This window comes from Aggregatibacter segnis ATCC 33393 (assembly GCF_000185305.1).
GTDB lineage: Bacteria > Pseudomonadota > Gammaproteobacteria > Enterobacterales > Pasteurellaceae > Aggregatibacter > Aggregatibacter segnis.
The window spans coordinates 789,728-811,423 of the sequence record NZ_GL622200.1 but is presented as its reverse complement, the minus strand read 5'-3'; the positions used below and the strand labels follow the sequence as shown (position 1 = coordinate 811,423).

Below are 21,696 nucleotides of genomic sequence, written 5' to 3'. Positions count from 1 at the left end.
TTTTTTATGACCGCACTTCATTTAATCAAGCGCTAAAAATTTAAAAATGCCTCTCTCATTTGAGAGAGGCACAATAAATTACATAATTAAACGACGTAAATCTGCCAACACAGAACCGATGTAGCTAATGAAGCGTGCACCGTCGGCACCGTCAATAACACGGTGGTCGAATGACAAGGAAATCGGAAGAATTAAGCGCGGTGCAAAATCTTTACCGTTCCAAACAGGTTCCATTGAAGATTTGGATACACCTAAAATCGCCACTTCCGGCGCATTCACGATTGGCGAAAAGTGAGTTGTACCCAAACCACCAATACTGGAGATGGTGAAACAACCGCCTTGCATATCGGATGCCGTTAATTTACCGTCACGGGCTTTCTTAGAAACTTCAGCCAATTCACGGGAAAGCTCGATAATGCCTTTTTTATTCACATCTTTGAATACCGGTACAACTAAACCATTTGGTGTATCTACCGCCACGCCGATGTTGATGTATTTTTTCAAGATTAAGCGCTGCGCATCTTCAGTGATAGAACTGTTGAAACGAGGATACGCTTCTAATGCTTTAGCAACCGCTTTCATAATAAACACAACCGGTGTGATTTTCACGCCAAGTTTTTGTTTTTCCGCTAAGGCATTTTGTTCTTTACGGAAAGCTTCTAACTCGGTGATATCTGCTTTATCGAAATGAGTAACGTGTGGAATCATAACCCAGTTACGATGTAAGTTCGCACCGGAAATCTTATTGATACGGCTTAATTCCACTTCTTCGATTTCACCAAATTTGCTGAAATCAACTTTCGGCCATGGTAACAAGCCTAAACCTGCGCCATTTGCAGCACCAGCAGTTGCTGAAGAACCACTTTCTAACGCTTTCACTGCCGCTTTTACATAAGCTTGAACGTCTTCTTTTAAGATACGACCTTTACGACCGGTACCTTTCACTTTATCTAAGTTAACACCGAACTCACGGGCAAGACGGCGAATCACCGGTGTGGCGTGTGCAAAACTTTTCGCTGAAGTGACATCAGCATCAGATGCCGTTGCTGCCGACGCAGAAGGTGCGGCAGCTGGCGCTGCTACCTGAGCCGGTGCAGTAGCTTGTGGTGCAGCTGCGGCAACTGGTGCAGAACCTGCCACTTCAAATTTCATAATTAATGAACCGGTAGAGACTTTGTCACCCGCTTTCACTAAAATTTCTTTAACAACACCGGCAAATGGTGCCGGCACTTCCATCGAAGCTTTGTCACCTTCAACGGTAATTAATGACTGCTCTTCTGTGATGCTATCGCCTACTTTTACCATAATTTCAGTCACGTTAACTTCGTCACCACCAATATCAGGGACATTCACTTCTTTCACACCACCGGCAACTGGTGCGGCAGGTGCGGCAGCAGGCGCAGATGCCGCTGGTGCTGAAGCAGACGCACTGCCGGCAACTTCAAAACGCATAATCAATGTGCCGGTGGACACTTTATCGCCCGCTTTAATAATAATTTCTTTCACGATACCGGCAACAGGTGCTGGCACTTCCATAGACGCTTTATCGCCTTCAACGTTAATAATGGATTGATCCACTTCAACGCGATCACCCACTTTTACCATAACATCAGTAACGTTGACTTCATCAGAACCGATATCCGGCACATTCACATCAACTACTTGTGCACTAGCCGGCGCAGCGGCAGGTGCTGCGGCCGGTTGAGCGGCTTGTGCAGGTGCCGCGTCAGCGCTATCTAGTACCAACATAGGCGTGCCGGTGGTTACTTTATCTCCAACTTTCACTAACACTTCTTTAACCACGCCTGCTTCAGGTGCCGGCACTTCCATCGATGCTTTATCACCTTCAACATTGATAATGGATTGATCCGCAGTAATCGTATCTCCAACTTTTACCATCACTTCGGTAACGGTCACTTCATCACTACCGATATCCGGAATTTGAATTTGTTTAGCCATTTCTTTTTACCTTTTAAACGTTTGGAAAACCAACCGCACTTTCATCAAGTGCGGTCGTTTTTTTCGTTATTTTTTATGCGTATAACGGATTCAATCTTTCAGGATCGATACCGTATTTTGCGATTGCTTCGGCAACCACTTTCTTGTCAACTATGCCTTCTTGTGCCAACACATGTAATGCGGCAACCACAACGTGGTGTGCATCTACTTCAAAGTGGTCACGCAAGTTCGCACGGCTATCGGAACGACCGAAACCATCCGTACCCAACACATGATAATGTTTAGCCGGTACATAAGCGCGGATTTGCTCAGCAAAAAGCTTCATGTAGTCGGTTGCTGCAACGGTAGGCTTGTCGTTCATCACTTGAGCAACGTATGGCACACGTGGTGTTTCGGTTGGATGTAACATATTCCAACGAACCGCATCCGCCCCTTCGCGAGCAGCTTCAGTGAAGGACGGCGCACTATAAACATCAGAGCTGATGCCGTAGTCGTTAGCCAAGATTTGAGCAGCTTCACGTACATGACGCAAGATCGCACCGGAACCAAGTAATTGCACTTCGCCTTTACCTTTTCCTTGTACGCGTTCAAATTTATAAAGACCTTTACGAATACCTTCTTCTGAGCCTTCAGGCATTGCAGGTTGATCGTAAATTTCGTTTAAAGTGGTGATGTAATAGAACACATCTTCTTGTTTTTCACCATACATACGGTTAATACCGTCTTGCATGATAACCGCTACTTCATAAGCAAATGCCGGGTCATAAGAGACACAGTTCGGAATCGTTAAAGATTGAATGTGGCTGTGACCATCTTCGTGTTGTAAACCTTCACCATTTAATGTTGTACGGCCTGACGTACCACCAATCATGAAACCACGAGCCAATTGGTCACCGGCTGCCCACATTAAGTCACCCACACGTTGGAAACCGAACATGGAGTAGTAAATGAAGAATGGGATCATCGGCATATTGCTCACAGAATAAGACGTTGCTGCAGCTAACCAAGAAGAGGTTGCACCTAATTCGTTGATCCCTTCTTGTAAGACTTGACCATCTTTCGCCTCACGGTAGTAAGCCACTAAATCGCGGTCGGATGGGACATAATTTTGACCATGTGGGTTGTAAATACCGATTTGACGGAATAAGCCTTCCATACCGAAAGTACGCGCTTCGTCTGCCACGATTGGCACAATGTGTTGACCCACATTTTTGTCTTTTAACAACGTATTTAAGAAACGAACGAATGCCATTGTGGTTGAAATCGGACGTGGTTGCGCTTCTAACAACGCAGAGAATTCTGAAAGCTCAGGTGCTTTGAAGTCCACGGTAAATTTCGGTTGACGTGCAGGCACATAACCTTGCAATGCTTTACGATATTCATGCAAGTATTTGTACTCTTCGGAACCTTCTGGGAAGGTGACATACGGCAAGCTTTCCAAATCTTCATCTTTCACCGGAATGTGGAAGTAATCGCGGTAAGCTTTGATACTGTCAGCAGACATTTTTTTGGATTGGTGTGCGGTGTTTTTACTTTCTGCTTCAGCAATTTTATAGCCTTTCACAGATTGCACTAAGATAACAACCGGTTTACCGGCATTTTGTGCTTTCTTGAATGCGGCAAATACTTTAAGCGGATCATGACCGCCACGTTGTAACGCCCAAATTTCATCGTCAGTCATATCAGCAACTAATGCCGCGGTTTCCGGGTAACGACCGAAGAAGTGTTCACGTACGTAAGCACCGTCTTTAGATTTGAATGTTAAGTAGTCACCATCAACCACTTCCATCATTAATTGGGTGAGTTTACCTGTGGTGTCTTTGGCAAATAATTTATCCCAACGACTACCCCACATAACTTTGATTACTTCCCAACCGGCGCCCACGAATAAACCTTCTAATTCTTGAACGATTTTACCGTTACCGTTTACCGGACCGTCTAAGCGTTGTAAGTTACAGGAAATGACGAAAATTAAGTTATCTAAATGTTCACGAGCGGCGAAAGTTAATGCACCTTTAGATTCAATTTCATCCATCTCGCCATCGCCTAAGAAGGCATACACTTTTTGATCAGCCGTATCTTTCAAACCACGATTGTGTAAGTATTTTAAGAAACGGGCTTGATAAATGGCGTTCACCGGGCCTAACCCCATAGAAACGGTAGAGAATTGCCAGAAATCAGGCATTAATTTGGGGTGAGGGTAAGAAGACAAACCTTTGCCATGCACTTCTTGACGGAAGTTGTCTAATTGCTCTTCCGTTAAACGTCCTTCTAGGAAAGCACGAGCATACATCCCCGGCGCCGCGTGGCCTTGGAAGAAGACTAAGTCACCACCGTTTTTCTCTGTTGCCGCTTTGAAGAAATGGTTAAAACCGACTTCATACATGGTTGCCGCAGATTGGAAAGTGGATAAGTGGCCACCTAAATCAAGGTCTTTTTTCTGTCCGCGTAATACCATCATCACGGCATTCCAACGAACATAAGAACGAATGCGACGTTCAATCTCTAAATTGCCCGGATAAGCCGGTTGCTCGGAAACTGGAATGGTATTCACATAATCGGTTGTGATCCCACTAGGTAAAGAAACGCCACCGGCGCGAGCTTGTTGCATAACTTGATCGATAATGAACTGAGCGCGCTCAATGCCTTCCTCACGAATTAACGAATCAATTGCTGCCAACCAATCGTTAGTCTCGATCGGATCTACGTCATTTTTTAACAATTCTGACATAGTTTTTTCCTTATTTTGTTAAGTTAGAAGTACATTTAACGCTACTTTTGGTAGCAATTAAACAACGAATTGATAACTAAAAATGGTTTAATTTGTCAAAACCACTATGTAAACTGTACAAAAAACACACATTACAAATTTTTAACAAATAATGTAAATCTTATTAGATTTTTTGAAAGAATGATAGTGATTTTTATCTCTGCAGCGGAAAATATCTTATCGCCGAGCTCTTTTAAATAACCATTTATACATAAATTTACGCAACAATCTGCCACACCAAAGAAAACGCCTAAAAAAGCGACCGCTCTTTCTAAAATAGGTGATCGTCATCACATATTAGCCATTGAAAAAAAGAATTAAATATTGCGTATTTCGCCTAATTAACCTACCATTAAACTCAACTATTTATATCGCATAAAAATTTGGAGATAAAAAATGCAAAACGAACTTATTTGTTACAAAAAAATGCCGGTTTGGACCAAAGACAGCTTGCCAAAAATGTTTCAAGAAAAGCACAACACCAAAGTCGGCACTTGGGGAAAACTCACCGTCTTAAAGGGCAAACTCAAATTTTATGTGTTAACGGAAAATGGTGATATTGTGAGCGAACACATTTTCACCCCACAAGATGAAACACCTTTTGTTGAACCTCAACTTTGGCATCGTGTTGAAGCCCTTTCCGATGATTTGGAATGTTTCCTTGAATTTTATTGCACCAAGGAAGACTACTTCAGCAAAAAATACAATATGACCGCTACTCACGGCGATGTGGTCAATGCGGCTAAAATTATCAAACCATGTAAGGTGTTAGATTTAGGGTGTGGACAAGGGCGTAACTCCCTCTATTTGAGTTTACTCGGCTATGATGTAACTTCTTGGGATCACAATGAAAACAGTCTCCAATTTTTAAACGAGACTAAAGAGAAAGAAAATCTGAAAATTCAGACCGCACTTTACAATATCAACGATGCAAACATTCAAGAAAACTATGATTTTATTTTGTCGACTGTGGTCTTTATGTTCCTCGATCGTACCCGCGTACCGGCAATTCTTGAAAACATGCAAAACCACACCAATCCGGGGGGCTACAATTTAATCGTGGCCGCCATGTCCACACCGGAAGTGCCTTGCCCGGTACCATTCTCTTTCACCTTTGGTGAAAATGAATTGAAAGAATACTACAAAGATTGGGAATTCTTAGAATACAACGAAAACATGGGTGAACTGCACAAAACCGATGAAAACGGCAATCGCTATAAAATGAAATTTGTAACCATGTTGGCAAGAAAAAAATAGTTTGCCGATTTAGAAAAGAAAAAGACCGCACTTTGCGATATAAAGTGCGGTCTTTTTTTATTGCATTTTTAATTATTCTTCAATGGAACGTAATAACTCGTTGATACCCACTTTTCCTAGCGTTTTAGCATCCACTTTTTTCACGATAACAGCACAGTAAAGACTGTATTTACCGCATTTTGACGGAAGACTACCGGAAACAACGACTGAACCAGCCGGTACGCGACCATAATGAATTTCGCCCGTTTCACGATCATAAATTTTGGTAGATTGACCAATAAATACGCCCATGGAGATCACACAACCATCTTCAACAATCACCCCTTCTACCACTTCAGAACGCGCGCCGATAAAGCAGTTATCGCCGATAATGGTTGGGTTGGCTTGTAATGGTTCTAACACGCCACCGATCCCTACGCCACCGGATAAGTGCACGTTTTTACCGATTTGTGCGCAAGAGCCGACTGTTGCCCAAGTATCCACCATCGATCCTTCGCCCACATACGCACCAATATTCACATAAGATGGCATTAACACTGTATTTTTAGCAATGTATGCCCCTTTACGCACGGTAGCAGAAGGCACTACACGGAACCCTTCTTGTTGAAAACGTTCTTCCGTGTAATCAGCAAATTTTAAAGCGACTTTGTCGTAGTATTTGGTTTCTGCACCATCAATAATTTGATTTTCATTGATGCGGAAAGAAAGCAATACCGCTTTCTTTAACCATTGGTGAGTCACCCATTCGCCATCAATCTTTTCTGCAACACGGTATTTACCGCAGTCTAAGCCTTCAATCACTTCTTCAATGGCGGCACGAGTTTGTGCATCAACGGTTTTCGGTGTGATTTCCGCGCGTTTTTCAAAGGCGTTTTCAATAATTTGTTGTAAATTGGACATCTTGCTTCCTATATCAGTGTTAATAAAAATAAATGCGTTAAGATTACAATACTTCTAACGTGACATTACTAAATAACTTTTTCACGTCGCTGTTGTCATGCAACGCCTCAGCTTTTTCAACATTGGTTCGAGTCAAGTGCGGTGAAAAATAATTAATAAAGTCATACATATAATTTCGTAAGAATGCACCATTTTTAAATGCAATTTGCGTCATGCTTGGACGGAATAAATGATCTGCTTTGATAGCCACTAAATCCTTATCTGCCGATGTATGTGCCATAGAAGCCATAATTCCTACGCCCAACCCCATGCGTACATAGGTTTTGATAATATCCGCATCCGTTGCAGTAAACACAATGTTTGGCAAAATACCCGCACTATTAAAAGCATAATCCAAATCAGACGCACCGGTAAAACCGAAGGTATAGGTAATTAAAGGATATTTCCCTAACTCTTCAATAGTAAGATGTTCGCATTGAGCTAAAGGATGATCGGGCTTCACAATCACCGAACGATTCCAGAAGTAACACGGCAACAAGACCACATCATCAAAGAGATATTGCGCTTCGGTAGTAATGGCCAAATCCACTTCATCAGACATCAATGCATCATAAATTTGTGTAGGTGAACCTTGATGAATATGCAAACTTACGTTGGGATAACGCTGAGAAAATTTTTCTACAACCGCCGGCAACATATAACGCGCCTGCGTATTTGTCGTTGCAATACGCAATACACCTTGTTCTGGCTTGGTATATTCATCAGCAACAGAACGAATGCCTTGCATTTTCATCATAATCTCACGAGAGATCGCCACAATTTTTTTCCCGGGCGGCGTTAATCCTTTGATGTGCTTACCATTACGCTCAAAAATCTCTACGCCTAGCTCATTTTCTAATAAGCGTACCTGTTTACTAATCCCCGGTTGCGATGTGAATAGCACATGCGCAGCTTCCGTGATATTCATATTTTGATTAGCGACTTCAACAATATAGCGAAGCTGTTGAAATTTCATAAATTCTCCTTTTAATGACAACCGTAAAGTGCGGTTATTTTTTATAACGTTTACTTAATTCTGAATAACGTTTAACTGCCTTACGGATTTTCCCTGTCTTTGGCTTACGTCGTTGCTTATTCATGTCTAATTTGGTTTCGGTTTCCGGTGGTAAACCGACCAATTCACGTAAATAATTCACGTCTGCCAGTTCCATCTCCTGCCAGCCACCACGTGGTAAATTCTTCATCAATTTAATGTTGCCATAACGAATACGAATCAAGCGGCTCACTTGGATGCCTTGCGATTCCCATAAACGACGCACTTCACGATTACGTCCTTCCATTAAGGTCACATCAAACCATTGATTCATCCCCACCCCACCAACAAATTTAATCTCTTTAAAATTTGCCGGGCCGTCTTCCAATTGAACGCCTTTCTTTAAGCGATTCAACATCGCGTCATCTACTGCACCAAACACGCGAACAGAATATTCCCGCTCGACTTCGCGGCTTGGGTGCATTAAACGATTCGCTAATTCGCCGTCTGTTGTGAATAACAATAAACCCGATGTATTAATATCTAAACGACCAACTGCAATCCAACGGGCACCGGTTAAACGCGGTAAACGATCAAACACGGTAGCGCGCCCTTCCGGATCATGACGGGTGCAAAGCTCACCTTCCGGTTTGTAATACATCAATACACGACACACTTCTTTCTGCGCCTGTGTCAGATTAATCAAATTACCGTCAATACGCACTTTCACACCAGAATTCACGTTAATTCTATCGCCTAGCGTTGCGATTTTACCGTCCACACTTACTCGATTTTCCGCAATAATGCTTTCGATTTCACGACGGGAACCTTGTCCGGCTCGTGCCAATACTTTTTGTAACTTCTCGCCTTCGGCTGAAGTCGTTTTCATCTCATTTTTTCCATTTGGCTTTACTGAAGTTGGACGATTTTTCGCTACGACAGGTTGGTTTTTCTGTGTAAAGTGCGGTCGATTTTGAACGCGTTTTTGTGTTGTGGGTTTCATAAATCCTCGTTGTCGCTTTCCCAAGCGTCTTTTCAAAAATAGGTTTAAATAAACGGAGCGACCGAACCACTGCCTTCACGCAAAATGACCGGCGTTTCTGTCGTTAAATCAACCACAGTGGTTGGCTCTTGTCCTAAATAACCGCCGTGAATAATTAAATCCACTTGATGCTCTAGGCGGTCTCGAATTTCTTCCGGATCCGATTGGGTAATATGTTCTTCGTTTGGCAACATTAAAGAACAAGATAAAATCGGCTCCCCCAATGCCTTCAATAAATCCAAGGCAATTTGATTATCCGGCACACGAATCCCGATGGTTTTTCGTTTGGACGTCATTAAACGGCGCGGTAATTCTTTGGTTGCCGTTAAAATAAAAGTGTAACGTCCCGGCGTGTTGTTTTTAATCAAGCGATAAGCAGAATTCGTCACTAAAGAATAATTGGATAACTCCGATAAATCACTGCATACCAAAGTAAAATTATGCCCTTCCGGTAATTGGCGAATTTGCACGATACGATCCATCGCATGCTTATCCCCAATCATGCAACCCAACGCATAGCCGGAATCGGTAGGATACACGATCACGCCGCCATTACGTAAAATTTCAACCGCTTGATTGATTAAACGCACCTGCGGATTTTCCGAATGGATATAAAAAAATTGACTCATATGTTTTCACTCTCCGAGTAAAATTGCGGCGTATTATAGCAGTTTAAGCGCCTGCAGGATAACGCTTTGTGCCGTGCCATTAAACATTTCTTGCGTCACTGGCTTGCTGCAATAATTGACGGCTTTCCTGTAAAAATTGTTCTGAATAATCACCAAACCAGTCGCGAATTTGATTGAATTGATCAATAAAGCCTTGGCGATCATGGTTTTTGAAAAAATCAAAGCCGACTTCATAACTGTTTTTCAGATGTTCAATCACCGCCAAGTTTTCCGGTTTATCCGCAATAATATCGGCATATAATGCCGCATCCTGTGCAAATAGACGTCCGACCATTGCCAATTCCAAACGATAAATCGGCGAAGATAATGCTAATAATTTTTCCAATTCCACCGGCTGTTGGGACAAATACAAGCCATACACAAACGTGGAAAAATGGCGCAACGCCTGAATATAGGTCATATGATGATCATGTTCCGCGGCATCTACTGGGTAGATTTTGGCACCCCACATTTGAATTTGTTGTAACAACCACTGATAGCGTTCGCTAAAACGCCCGTCACAACATGCCACCACTTGTTTTGCCATGCTGGCTATATCCGGCCCAAACATCGGGTGTAACCCAACCACGGCGCCTTGATGCACTTCCAGCATTTTTTGTAACGGCACTCGTTTCACAGAGGTTAAATCCGCCAACAACATATTTTCGGTGAGATAGGGTTTAAGGCGTTCAATCACTTCAGGCGTATTGGCGATAGGTACAGAAACAATCACGACATCCGCCTCTTGCAAAATGCTCTCTGCCTGAGGCCAATCCTCGTGTTCCAACACCACAACAGGATAACCGGAATCTTGCAAGTAACGACCAAACAAACGCCCAAGTTTGCCTCGTCCCCCCACAATAACAATTTTGCGAATTGCGGGATTTACGGTTTTAAAGCCGAAACGATTTTCACTGACATAAGACTCACGCATAATGCGGCGTAAAATGTCTTCAATTAAATCAGGCGACAGCCCAAGTTGCTCAGCGGCTTCACGTTTTCGTTGTAGCATTTCGATTTCCCGCTGCGGCACATAAATAGGCAGGCCATGTTGTTGTTTAACTTCACCGACTTTATGTACCACCTCCAAGCGCTTTGCCAAAAGCTGTAGCAATTCTTGATCTAATTGATCAATTTGCGCTCTTAACTCTGCTAACTGTTCCATCTTATCTCCGCTAAAAACACCCGAAAAACCGACCGCACTTTTATTTCACAGAACCGCAGGTTAAGCAATATAAATATTGCCCTTTCGGATCGTTAAACGTATTTAACAAACCAAGTTGTTTTTTAAACAGTGTCATTTCTTTTGGTAATCCGACAGTTTCTGCCATCACGCGCTGTAACCAAAGACGACCTTCACCTTTGAAATCGCGCATGATTTTCTTAATCAACGTACGCTCATCGTCCACCATCCATTCCACAGAGAAACGACTTTCATCAATTTTTTCTTGCTCCGCGCGTCTTTCATTCACCAATTCCATGGCTTTTCCTAGAGCGGTATCAAGATTACCTAACTCATCCACCAATTTATGCGCTAACGCTTCGGAACCAAGCCAGACTTGACCTTGTGCAACCTTATCCACTTGGGCTTTGGTTAAATGACGCCCCTCGCTCACTTTAGTTAAGAATTGATCGTAACCATGTTCAATTTCCAGCTGTAATACATCATTTAATTCAGCGGACAACGGGCTTAAAAGAGAACCTAACGCCAAATCGGAAGTTTTCACGCCATCGGCAGAAACGCCAATTTTCTTAATGGTGTTCTCGAAAGTCGGTAACACGGCAAAAATACCGATAGAGCCGGTAATGGTGTTTTTATCTGCCACAATATAATCCGCCGTGGAAGAAATCCAGTAACCGCCAGACGCCGCCATGCCTCCCATGGAAACCACCACCGGCTTACCGGCTTTCTGTAAATGCGTTACTTCTTGGCGAATGATCTCAGAAGCAAAAGCGCTGCCACCCGGGCTATTGACACGCAATACCACGCCTTTTACGTCTTTATCATCGTGCGCCTGACGTAATAACATCGCAATCGTATCGCCACCGGCATTTTCTTCATCACTTTCGCCGTCTACAATCGCGCCCTCGACGTTCACCACGGCAATTTTATTGTCTGTTTCGCCGATTAAACGATCCGGTAAAGAAGCTAAATAGGTTTCAAAATCCACGGTTTTCGGCTGATGCTCTTTATCTTCACCAAAAAGTGCGGTCAATTTTCTATTTAAATCGAAACGATCCAACACATCAGTAATTAATTTACGTTTTACCGCATATGCCGTACTGTCGCCTTTCAAGGCCTTCAACTCGGTTAAATAAGTATTTGCCGTCGGCGTAACAAGCGCTTTCGGAATGTCCCGATTAATGGCCACTTGTGCCGTGTAATTCTCCCACATGGTGTTTAACCAGCGTTGTAAATTAGCCCGTGCTTCAGGCGACATATCATTACGCAAAAATGGCTCAACGGCTGATTTATAGGTGCCCACACGGAACACGTGCGGGTTCACGTCTAATTTATCCAGCATTTCTTTATAATACAGCGTTTCCTGTGCCAAGCCCTCAATAGAAACACTGCCGATAGGATTCATGTAAATTTCATCGGCATAACTGGCGAGGAAATATTGAGATTGGTTGTAGCTGTCCGAATAAGCGATCACTTGTTTACCGCTATCTTTGAAATTCTCAATCGCTTCACCGACGTATTCAAGAGATGGTAAATCGCCTCCTTGAAAATAATTGAGATCCAGCACTAAGCCTTTCACTTTGTCATCCTGTGCCGCTGCATCAATGGCATAAATCACATCAAAGGTCGAATATTGTTGCGCAATACGTTGGTTATCCAATTCTTTTAGCATGCTTTTGAAACTGCTTTGAGCATCGCGATTATCTGCCAAATAGCCATCCAGTTGTAATAGCAACGCCCCTTGATCGCCTTTTAACACGACTTTTTCCTGTTTATCCGCCCCAACAATCAGGGTAAAAACGGAAAGTGCCAATAAAACAAAAATCAAGAAAACGATATTCATGACTAAATCACGAATAAAATTAAGGATACGCCAGGCAAACTTCACCAAAGAGACGATAAATTTCATATAACCTCGAAAAATCAACAAAATGGCGTTTAAAATACCATAAACCTACGTCTGAATAAACCTAGAGAAAGCCTGTTTTAAAAACTGTGCTATAATCCACCGCACTTTATTCCCCCCCATAAAAAGGAAGCGAAAATGGATGCATTACAACTCCTCACTGAACGCAGTTCACAAAAAAAACTCAATGAACCGGCACCAAATGAACAGCAATTAAACCAAATCTTTCAAGCTGCCTTGCGGGCGCCTGATCACGGCAAATTACAACCTTACCGTTTTGTTGTTATCAAAAAAGAAAAAATGGCCACCTTCGGCGATTTGTTAAAAAGTGCGGTGCATGAACTCAATTTGGGTGAAGAACGTTTGAAAAAAGCTGAAAACCTTGCCGGTCGCGCACCGATGGTTATCGGTATCGTCGCGAAATTAGATCCAACCATCAAGAAAGTGCCGGAATGGGAACAACTTCTCTGCGCCGGTTGCGCCACTTATGCAATGCAACTTGCCGCCAACGCGTTAGGCTTTAAAAACGTTTGGATCAGCGGCCCTTGGCTAGAAGGTTCGGCACTACGCAACGCTTTCCGATGTGAAGCGCAAGATAAAATTATCGGTTTTATTATGTTAGGTTCCGGTGAAGAAAAATTAGAAAGAGAGAAAAAAGTACTCAGTTTAGACGATGTAGTTTCTTCCCTGTAAATCTCCTAAAAAACATCAGAAAAACAGACTGCACTTTAGATAGAATGAGTAAAGTGCGGTCTGTTTTTTCATTATTTTCAGCACAGCAAACGAACATTTGCTCTGTTTTAATCTCTTTCCTTTATTTGTCGTGATAAAAAATGATGCCAAATAATATAGAAAAGTTTTGACAAACCAGCACATCATATAATACTATTTTTATATGTTAACTCTTTGTTAACTATTAATTCAAACTTAAGGAGACAAATATGAACCCAAATGTTGGTGGTATGGATAAAGTTATTCGAATCGTTCTAGGCATCGTTCTCATTGCCTTGACCTTAACGAACGTTATCGGTTGGTGGGGCTGGATTGGTGTTGTTCCGCTATTAACCGGACTATTCTCACGCTGCGGTCTTTATTCACTACTTGGCATCAACACCTGCCCATTAAAAAAATAATTCATTAACACATCATTTTCACTCGGCAGAAATGTCGAGTGTTTTTCTATTTTAAAGAAAACATAAAAATACTATGACGATTTCCATCATTTCTGCCTTAGAGGCAAAAAATAGATTAGCCTCCGGTGCCTTATTAATTGATATTCGCCAACCTGAGGAATATCAACGTGAACATATTGAAGGAGCAATGTTACAGCCCCTTTCTGAATTACAATGTCAAGGTCTAGATAAAACCCTAAAACAAGGAAGTTGCCTTATTTTCCACTGTAAATCCGGCGCAAGAACCGGTAGCCAATCAGCGTTTCTCAAACAACTGGCACAAGAGCATCATTGCGAAGCATATTTTCTTCAAGATGGGATAACCGGTTGGAAAAATGCCGGACTTGCCACACGAGTTAATCTCTCACAACCGATTGATATTATGCGTCAAGTTCAAATTTCTGCAGGAAGCTTGATTTTACTAGGCTCAGTATTGGGGTGGTCTGTTTCACCTTATTTTTATTGGCTACCCGCATTTGTCGGTGCCGGGCTCACTTTTGCCGGAATCAGCAGTTTTTGTGGGATGGCAAAACTCCTCGCACTGATGCCATGGAATCGTAAATAGTCGATTAGATCATAAAATAACGGAAAAAAACAATTCAGTTATTGGTTTCACGGGGTAAGATGTGTAGAATACGCGCCCCTACCCATAATGAGTAAAGACTGAAATAGAATCTGATGAAAGACATATTGGAAAAAAGTAACGAAGCCAGCAACTTCTTAAAATTGTTAGCCAATCCGAATCGCTTAGCCATTTTGTGCTGTTTACATGAACAACGATATAACGTCACTGAATTGACTGTCAAAATGAACATGCCACAAGCAGCGATGTCCAACCAACTCGCTCTTTTGCGTAAAGCAGGCTTAGTGGCAAGTGATGTCAAACATCGGGAACGTGTGTATTACATTAACGATCCCAAAGTCGTTGAAATGATCAAATTATTACACGGCTTTTTCTGTGACTCATCCGCTGAAAAATGAACATAAAAAAACGCAGAACCCACTTCTGCGTTTTTTCATTTTATAAAATCCATACTTGCATTTTTATCGAATTTTACGACCGCACTTTTGCACACCAATCAAGGTGCGTTAAATACCATTGAACGGTGGTGCGCATCGATGCGATAAAATCTGCTTGTGGTTGCCAATGCAATTCTTGACGAATTTTTGTGGCATCAAGTGCATAACGCACATCATGTCCCGGACGGTCAGCCGTATGCACAATAAGATCTTGATAATGTCTTATTCCTTTCGGCTTGTTGGGCGCAAGTTCTTCCAACATATCACAGAGTACCTGTACAATTTCTCGATTCGTTTTTTCACAATGCGCGCTAATATTGTAGCTTTCCCCAATACGCCCTTGCTGAAGAACAAGATACAGCGCCTGAACATGATCCTCAACGTATAGCCAATCCCGAATTTGCTGCCCATTGCCATAAATCGGCAACGGCTCTCCACTTAATGCATTTAAAATCATCACCGGAATCAATTTTTCCGGATATTGGTAAGGTCCATAATTATTCGCGCAATGCGTGATGATTATCGGCAGTCCATAAGTGCGGTGCCAAGCACGAACCAAATGATCCGATGAAGCTTTTGAAGCTGAATAAGGGCTACTTGGCGCATAAGCTGAAGTTTCCGAAGACAAATCTAACGTCCCTGCCACATCACCATAAACTTCGTCTGTCGAAATATGCAAAAAACGGAAGGTCTTTTTCTTCTCGCCTGACAGTTGTTGATAATAATCACGTACAGCTTCCAACAGCGTATAGGTGCCAACAATATTGGTTTGGATAAATGCCGCCGCACCATGAATAGAACGGTCCACGTGGCTTTCAGCTGCAAAATGCACCACACAATCAGGATGATGTTCTTTTAAAATGCGTTGAACCGCTTGCATATCACAAATATCGGCCAGTTCAAAAGCATAACGCGGATCATTCGCCACTTCATGTAATGCCTCGAGATTACCGGCATAGGTCAATTTATCCAAATTCACAATCTGATCTTGCGTGTGATAAATACTATGACGAATAAACGCTGAACCAATAAATCCGGCACCGCCGGTCACAAGAATTTTCATAGAGGATTAATTCGCTTTCACCTGATTAATGGTATCGCTTTCCCAGCCTACATACTCACCGGAAAATTTTTCCGCCAATCGTTCAAACTGCTCCACATAACGGAAAATATCATCGTTATCTAACGTCATTTCCTGTTCTATTTTGACGATATAAAACCCTTCTTTGTCGTCTTCATCCTCAAAAATCACCGGGGCACTGCTGTAACTCATGGAATGATAGGAAAGATCACGAAGATTGGCTTCCTCCATAAACTGGAACATTTGCTGTTCTTCTGCAAACTGGAAAGTATGTTCAACAAGATAGTTATCCGCTAAATCTCTGCCGTTTTGTTGCAACATATCCAAAATTTCTTCTGTGACATTAAGTTTCATTTCCAATGGTGATGGCAATAAAAAGTCAAAGTAAGTATCCCAATTCGGATCCTCTTGCACTGTAATCTCTTCAATGTTTTCCTTAAACTGGTCAAGCACACCAAAAAGTGCGGTGGTTTCATCACAGTAAAAATAAAGCTTTAAATGCCCTTCAGTAAAAATATGTCCGGCATAAAGTAGCTCTGGCAATGCGGAAGCCTGTACCAAAATTTTGAATAATTCCTTCACCACCCGATGATGTTCATCTAACGTCGGCATCGTATTTTCATCCGCCTCGTAAGGCAATGAAACCTGCACGATCTTGTTGAATTTATCAGGGGTAAATTGTTCAAAAATATCTAAATTAACGGTGCACGAAGCCATATTGCCGTTAATTAACGTACGGTAATTTTGCCAATTTTGTCCAGGATTTTTTAACGGCATTATTTAAACTCCGCCCAAATCGGTGCGTGATCTGATGGTTTGTCCATGGCACGAATATCAAGAGCAATCCCGCTATCCACGCAATGCGCCGCCAACGCTTTATTTGCCAAAATATGGTCAATGCGTAAACCGCGATTATCATTAAACCCTTTGGAACGGTAATCAAACCATGAGAATTTATCGTTTACCGTCGGGTTCAAATAACGGAAAGTGTCTTCTAAGCCATACGCGTATAAACGTTGATACCATTCGCGCTCTTCCGGCAAGAAGGAACATTTACCGGTGCGCAACCAGCGTTTACGATTTTCTTCGCCGATACCAATGTCCAAATCAGACGGGCTGATGTTCATATCGCCCATAATGATCACCGGGTTTTGTGCATTGTGATCTTGTTCCAAATAGCGTTGTAAATCCGCATAGAACTTTTGTTTTGCTGGGAATTTGGTTGGATGTTCGCGGCTTTCACCTTGTGGGAAATAGCCGTTAATCACCGTTAATTGACCAAATGGCGTGTCTAAGTCAATCATGATAATGCGTTTTTGCGCCTCTTCATCATCGGTCGGGAAACCTTTTCTCACCAATAATGGCGCCTGTTTACTCAACAAAGCCACGCCATAATGCCCTTTTTGGCCAAAATGATTGACGTGATAGCCAAGATGATCCACCAACTCATAAGGGAAAACTTCATCTGCCACTTTAATCTCTTGCAAGCCGAGGATATCCGGTTGATATTTATCGATGATTTCTTCTAATTGATGTGGTCTTGCTCTTAATCCGTTGATGTTAAATGACATGACTTTCATGTTGATTCCTTAAATTTTCTTTAGTTTCCCATGCGCTGCTGAATTCTATCAGCAAACATACCGATACTCACGGCGAAATAATTCGACTTGTTCCAATGCAATAGCGTGCGATAGTTGTTTGACACTAAAAACGCACGCCCCAATTCACGATCCGGTCTCACCAACCACAGATCCGTTTGAGAAAGTGCGGTCAGTTTTTGCTGTGTTTCTGATGTGAAAAATTTGGCCGTCACGCCCAGTTTCTGCCAGTCACTCAGGCTACGCTGTTTGCCTTCTTCAATACCGGATAATGCCATATCGATCGGCTGGTTCACCGTGACTTCAATACCCCAAGGCAAATTCGGGTTCCAGCCCTCGGTATGCAAATAATTGGCGATAGAGGCAAACACATCATAGTGTTCCGTCCAAATGTTTTTCTCACCGTCTCCGTTTCCATCCGCGGCATAACGCAAATAGGAACTTGGCATGAATTGGGTTTGCCCCATGGCACCCGCCCAAGACCCCAACATTTTGTGGCGTTGGATATGATCCCGTTGCAGCATTTTCATTGCCGCAATAAATTCTTTACTAAATAACGCTTCGCGACGCCCATCAAACGCTAACGTGGCTAATACGGACAACACATCATAACTGCCTTGGTAATAGCCAAAACTGCTTTCCATACCCCACAATGCCATCAAATAATTTTTCGGGACGCCAAAGGTTTGGCTCGCCTTTTCCAGTTGTGGCAGTTGCTCCCAATAACGTGCAGAAGCCGTCTCTACTTTATTTTCGGTTAATACGCGATTTAAGTAATTGGTCGTGCCATTCGGGTTTATCACCGGCGGCGCATTAGGATCGCGTTTACGAATTCGCCCTGCTTGTTGATCGTCCAAATCCACGGATTTTGGGATGTAGTTAATGTTATTTTGCGCATTCAATACCTCCACAGAAACCCCTTCTGCAGCGGCTTTGCCTTTCAAGAAATTCACATAATCATTGAAATTCTCTAATGTGCGAGGCTTACTATAAACCGCCTCTGCCGCAACAGCGTGAATACCATGAGTTCCGCTACTTGAAGAGGAAGGAGCATGAGAAGAACAACCTGCCACAAATAGTGCGGTGAAAATAACGGATGTTTTTAAAAATGAGGTAAACGTCATGGGCTATTTTCTCAAGAACGTATGATAAAGACTTTTCAATAAGGACGTTGGCAACAATCGCGCCCCGGAACGCAAAGCAAACGTAAACAAGCCGGAAAATAATCCTTGGATACCTAAACGATATTTCAATTTAAACAAACGCCACTCTGCTTTGGCTTGATTTAAACCACGACGACGCCCGACCATGCCATTGCCCACGCGGGCGTACACCAAAATATCCGGCAAATTCGCCACTTTTTGGCCCTGCGCCACGAGCTTAATCCACAAATAATAATCTTCTTGCAGATCTTCATATCCACCACAATTTATGACCGCACTTTTTTGATACGCCACCGTCATGTGATTGAACGGACAACGCTTTTGCGTGAATTTCACAATGTCTTGCGCCGTTGTCGGCACATTGCGATACGCCACGATGTCGTTAACATTGTCACCAAATTCAGCGATTTGTCCGCCGAAAATGATCGTTTCCGGATGTTGTTCAATAAATGCCACTTGCTTTTCAAACCGTTCCGGCACACAAATATCATCGGTATCCATACGGAAGACCCAATCATGCGCACAATGTTTTAATCCTTCATTAAGCGCTTTGCCTAAGCCTAAGTTTTTTGGCAACTTCACTACCTTTAATGGTAATTTTGTTTCGAATTCAGTGACCACCGCGTCTAATTCCGGTGTCACAGCCCCATCAAACACTAAGACGATTTCATCGGCAGGATGGGTTTGCGCCACAAGGCTTTCAAAACATTCTCTTAAATATTGTGGATTTTCCTTAACGTATAAGGACATTAAAACTGAAAATTTCATCTCTTTTCTCTTTGTTTTCGTAGTGACAGACTTTATGTCTGTCCTTATATATTCAACTTTGGCATCGGACAGGCATAAAGCCCGTCCCTACAAACATCACATAAACCGTTTCAAATTAATTGCCAATTTAGGGGAAATTAAAACGACCAAGGCAATCACTAGCTGCTTAATACTTTTCGTTAATTTAAAAATCTCAAAATAGTAAAAAGCGGCTTTACGGGATAAATTCATGATATGTGGATACGCCAAAATGTAGCTCGCATTAATATTGAAATTGCGCGCCTGTGCCTCCGTTTTCACATAATGCTGACGGATATATTCAATGGCTTTTTTCGTATTGGTGGTATCCGTAGAAACGCTCGAACGCTTGGTATGGAACGTACAATAAGTTAATGGTTCTGCTACTTTGAACGCTTTAAACGTTGGATCTTGCACAAGTTTCAGCAAGAAATCATAGTCTTCCAAAGATCGAAGTGCGGTGGATAATCCGCCTATTTTTAAAAATAGATCTTTTTTCACCCCAATCATCGGCATACCGCCAATTTTATTCGCCAGTAAAATGCGCTCAACGCTAATCTCTTGTGGCTCAATCGGGTTGGTCACATAGCTAAAACCTTCATTCACCATTTCACATTTGGCCGGATGGTAGATAAAATTAATGTCTTCGTGCGCAGCAATAACTTCCGCCAACATCTCACATTTATTGGGCGCAAAGCGATCATCATCATCTAAAAACAACAACCATGCCTGCTGCGCAGAGCGCGCTCCGATATTGCGGCTTTCCGCAGCGCCTTGATTGGTTTCATTACGAATAACGTTAATCGAGAATGGATAAGATTGTGTGACTTCAACGGGCTCTTTCGAGCAATCATCCACAATCACCACATCAAAATTATAAGTGGTTTGCTTGGTTAAACTTTCCAATAATACTGGAATTTCATCTTTTCGATTATAAGAAGGAACAATGATACTGAACATTAGTTCGCCTCCTTTTGTTTAAACAACACAAGCTGTTTCCCTTGGCTACCGAACAACGATAAAAACATCAACATCACAAACATAATGCCCGGGAAAGCAAAGGTATCGGCTTTCACGTTGCAAAGGGACAAAATCGCCAACGTGGAAAGGGTAAATTTCCAACTACCATCAAACCAATTTAACGCCACCTTGCGCACAAAATAGAAGGTCACGACAAAACACACCAAAGCATAAGACACGCCACCGTAGAGAATTTGGCGCAAAAAGCCGGAATCGGTATGGCCGTAATAACGCCCAACCACCAATTCACCTGTCATATACATACCGTCACCTTGAATAAATTGCTTTAAGGTTGGCATAAACAAATGGTTTTTCATCAACGTATCCGTTGAAGAACTCACAAAGCCTTCGCCATGCAATAAATTAATCACCGGTTCAAGAGCATGCGCCACATACGGATTTTCCGGTAAAAAATACGCCAGTAACAATACGAGCAACGCAAAAGAAATTAACGCCGGAAGATACCGCACTTTGAAATACACCAAAATGCTGATAACGGAAATAGTCAAGAAAGTTCTGCCGGAAATCAGCCCGATACATAACATGAAAAAAATCAGCACGCTCGGCAAGGTATTCTGTTTCTCGTTATACGCCAACAAGAAATGAAACAACATCAAATAGAACAAACTCAATTGGAAAAAAGCCGCCGAGGTGACGTTATATAAGCGATACTCTTGTTCGGATCCATAAAAACGATCGGGTAATAAGGCATTCGTGGAAAGCAAGAAATCCACGATCCAAGACACGCCAAACAACGCCAACAAGCCCAATATAAATTGCAGGAGTACACCGATTTGTAAATCCTTCACAACGGCGAACTGCCCGTTCGGACGGGCATAAAATGCATTATAAATCCCCACGCCAAACACAAATAAAATCAGCAATTTTACATACATGGTGATCACGGAGAAATCTCGCGTGCCGTTGATAAGCAATGGAATCAGGCTAAATACAATTAAGCCGAACAACACCGCCAAACTGTCTAACGGCAACACAATGCCCTGCGCCTGTTGTTTCTTAAAATAGCGATATGCCAAAAACAGGAAGGCGACCAGCCCGACTATCCATGACATACGTAACATATGGAATAACCAAGGATCGTAGAGATAAAAAAGGTTAAAAAGTGCGGTCATTTTTT

At 42.4% G+C, this 21,696-nt stretch carries 20 protein-coding genes; 5 read left to right on the top strand and 15 right to left on the bottom strand.

Features of this window, described 5'->3' with window-relative positions:
* Nucleotides 1–78 precede the first annotated feature (78 nt).
* Nucleotides 79–1,959 (bottom strand): pyruvate dehydrogenase complex dihydrolipoyllysine-residue acetyltransferase, encoded by a 1,881-nt coding sequence (gene aceF, locus HMPREF9064_RS05550; RefSeq protein ID WP_006717895.1) that lies wholly within the window; start codon nt 1,957–1,959, stop codon nt 79–81.
* Nucleotides 1,960–2,032: 73 nt separating this feature from the next.
* Nucleotides 2,033–4,690, bottom strand: coding sequence for a pyruvate dehydrogenase (acetyl-transferring), homodimeric type (aceE, locus tag HMPREF9064_RS05555; RefSeq protein ID WP_006717894.1), 2,658 nt, complete (start codon nt 4,688–4,690; stop codon nt 2,033–2,035).
* 435 nt (nt 4,691–5,125) lie between these two features.
* On the opposite strand from aceE, the gene tehB reads away from it, so the two are divergent.
* On the top strand, nt 5,126–5,986 hold the full coding sequence (gene tehB, locus HMPREF9064_RS05560) for an SAM-dependent methyltransferase TehB (protein ID WP_006717892.1): 861 nt from the start codon (nt 5,126–5,128) through the stop codon (nt 5,984–5,986).
* A 72-nt stretch (nt 5,987–6,058) separates the two neighbouring features.
* On the opposite strand, the gene dapD is transcribed toward tehB, so the two are convergent.
* The 6 genes from dapD to sppA form a co-directional block, all read right to left on the bottom strand.
* Nucleotides 6,059–6,886 (bottom strand): 2,3,4,5-tetrahydropyridine-2,6-dicarboxylate N-succinyltransferase, encoded by an 828-nt coding sequence (gene dapD / locus HMPREF9064_RS05565; RefSeq protein ID WP_006717889.1) that lies wholly within the window; start codon nt 6,884–6,886, stop codon nt 6,059–6,061.
* Between the two features lie 43 nt (nt 6,887–6,929).
* A complete protein-coding gene (gene cysB, locus HMPREF9064_RS05570) occupies nt 6,930–7,901 on the bottom strand; it encodes an HTH-type transcriptional regulator CysB (protein WP_006717887.1) in 972 nt (323 codons plus the stop codon).
* A gap of 34 nt (nt 7,902–7,935) precedes the next feature.
* Nucleotides 7,936–8,922, bottom strand: a complete 987-nt coding sequence (rluB, locus tag HMPREF9064_RS05575) for a 23S rRNA pseudouridine(2605) synthase RluB (RefSeq protein WP_006717885.1) — start codon at nt 8,920–8,922, stop codon at nt 7,936–7,938.
* 44 nt (nt 8,923–8,966) lie between these two features.
* Nucleotides 8,967–9,590 (bottom strand): L-threonylcarbamoyladenylate synthase, encoded by a 624-nt coding sequence (locus tag HMPREF9064_RS05580; RefSeq protein WP_006717883.1) that lies wholly within the window; start codon nt 9,588–9,590, stop codon nt 8,967–8,969.
* 79 nt (nt 9,591–9,669) lie between these two features.
* On the bottom strand, nt 9,670–10,794 hold the full coding sequence (gene tyrA, locus HMPREF9064_RS05585) for a bifunctional chorismate mutase/prephenate dehydrogenase (protein WP_006717881.1): 1,125 nt from the start codon (nt 10,792–10,794) through the stop codon (nt 9,670–9,672).
* Between the two features lie 40 nt (nt 10,795–10,834).
* Nucleotides 10,835–12,721, bottom strand: a complete 1,887-nt coding sequence (sppA, locus tag HMPREF9064_RS05590; RefSeq protein WP_006717879.1) for a signal peptide peptidase SppA — start codon at nt 12,719–12,721, stop codon at nt 10,835–10,837.
* 135 nt (nt 12,722–12,856) lie between these two features.
* On the opposite strand from sppA, the gene HMPREF9064_RS05595 reads away from it, so the two are divergent.
* From HMPREF9064_RS05595 to HMPREF9064_RS05610, 4 genes are all read left to right on the top strand, one after another.
* Complete coding sequence (locus HMPREF9064_RS05595; RefSeq protein WP_006717878.1) at nt 12,857–13,411, top strand: NAD(P)H nitroreductase; 555 nt, start codon at nt 12,857–12,859, stop codon at nt 13,409–13,411.
* Between the two features lie 248 nt (nt 13,412–13,659).
* Nucleotides 13,660–13,851, top strand: a complete 192-nt coding sequence (locus tag HMPREF9064_RS05600; RefSeq protein ID WP_006717876.1) for a YgaP family membrane protein — start codon at nt 13,660–13,662, stop codon at nt 13,849–13,851.
* A 73-nt stretch (nt 13,852–13,924) separates the two neighbouring features.
* Complete coding sequence (locus tag HMPREF9064_RS05605) at nt 13,925–14,455, top strand: rhodanese family protein (RefSeq protein WP_006717874.1); 531 nt, start codon at nt 13,925–13,927, stop codon at nt 14,453–14,455.
* Nucleotides 14,456–14,568: 113 nt separating this feature from the next.
* Nucleotides 14,569–14,871: an ArsR/SmtB family transcription factor gene (locus HMPREF9064_RS05610; RefSeq protein WP_006717872.1), complete on the top strand. Its 303-nt coding sequence runs from the start codon at nt 14,569–14,571 to the stop codon at nt 14,869–14,871.
* A 73-nt stretch (nt 14,872–14,944) separates the two neighbouring features.
* On the opposite strand, the gene rfbB is transcribed toward HMPREF9064_RS05610, so the two are convergent.
* The 7 genes from rfbB to HMPREF9064_RS05645 all read right to left on the bottom strand — a co-directional run bounded on the left by rfbB (nt 14,945) and on the right by HMPREF9064_RS05645 (nt 21,691).
* Nucleotides 14,945–15,973, bottom strand: coding sequence for a dTDP-glucose 4,6-dehydratase (gene rfbB / locus HMPREF9064_RS05615; RefSeq protein WP_006717870.1), 1,029 nt, complete (start codon nt 15,971–15,973; stop codon nt 14,945–14,947).
* Between the two features lie 6 nt (nt 15,974–15,979).
* The gene (locus HMPREF9064_RS05620; RefSeq protein WP_006717867.1) at nt 15,980–16,768 is read right to left on the bottom strand and encodes a TIGR01619 family protein; all 789 of its coding nucleotides are present in this window, start codon (nt 16,766–16,768) and stop codon (nt 15,980–15,982) included.
* Nucleotides 16,768–17,571 (bottom strand): exodeoxyribonuclease III, encoded by an 804-nt coding sequence (gene xthA, locus HMPREF9064_RS05625; RefSeq protein WP_006717865.1) that lies wholly within the window; start codon nt 17,569–17,571, stop codon nt 16,768–16,770. Before xthA ends, HMPREF9064_RS05620 begins: the two co-directional genes overlap by 1 nt.
* A gap of 20 nt (nt 17,572–17,591) precedes the next feature.
* The gene (locus tag HMPREF9064_RS05630) at nt 17,592–18,713 is read right to left on the bottom strand and encodes a lytic murein transglycosylase (protein WP_006717863.1); all 1,122 of its coding nucleotides are present in this window, start codon (nt 18,711–18,713) and stop codon (nt 17,592–17,594) included.
* A gap of 3 nt (nt 18,714–18,716) precedes the next feature.
* Nucleotides 18,717–19,520, bottom strand: coding sequence for a glycosyltransferase family 2 protein (locus tag HMPREF9064_RS05635; RefSeq protein WP_032997842.1), 804 nt, complete (start codon nt 19,518–19,520; stop codon nt 18,717–18,719).
* A 96-nt stretch (nt 19,521–19,616) separates the two neighbouring features.
* Nucleotides 19,617–20,498: a glycosyltransferase family 2 protein gene (locus HMPREF9064_RS05640; RefSeq protein WP_006717860.1), complete on the bottom strand. Its 882-nt coding sequence runs from the start codon at nt 20,496–20,498 to the stop codon at nt 19,617–19,619.
* Nucleotides 20,498–21,691 carry a hypothetical protein gene (locus tag HMPREF9064_RS05645; RefSeq protein WP_006717858.1) on the bottom strand — a complete coding sequence of 398 codons (1,194 nt, stop codon included), beginning with the start codon at nt 21,689–21,691 and terminating at the stop codon, nt 20,498–20,500. Before HMPREF9064_RS05645 ends, HMPREF9064_RS05640 begins: the two co-directional genes overlap by 1 nt.
* Between the last annotated feature and the right edge of the window lie 5 nt (nt 21,692–21,696).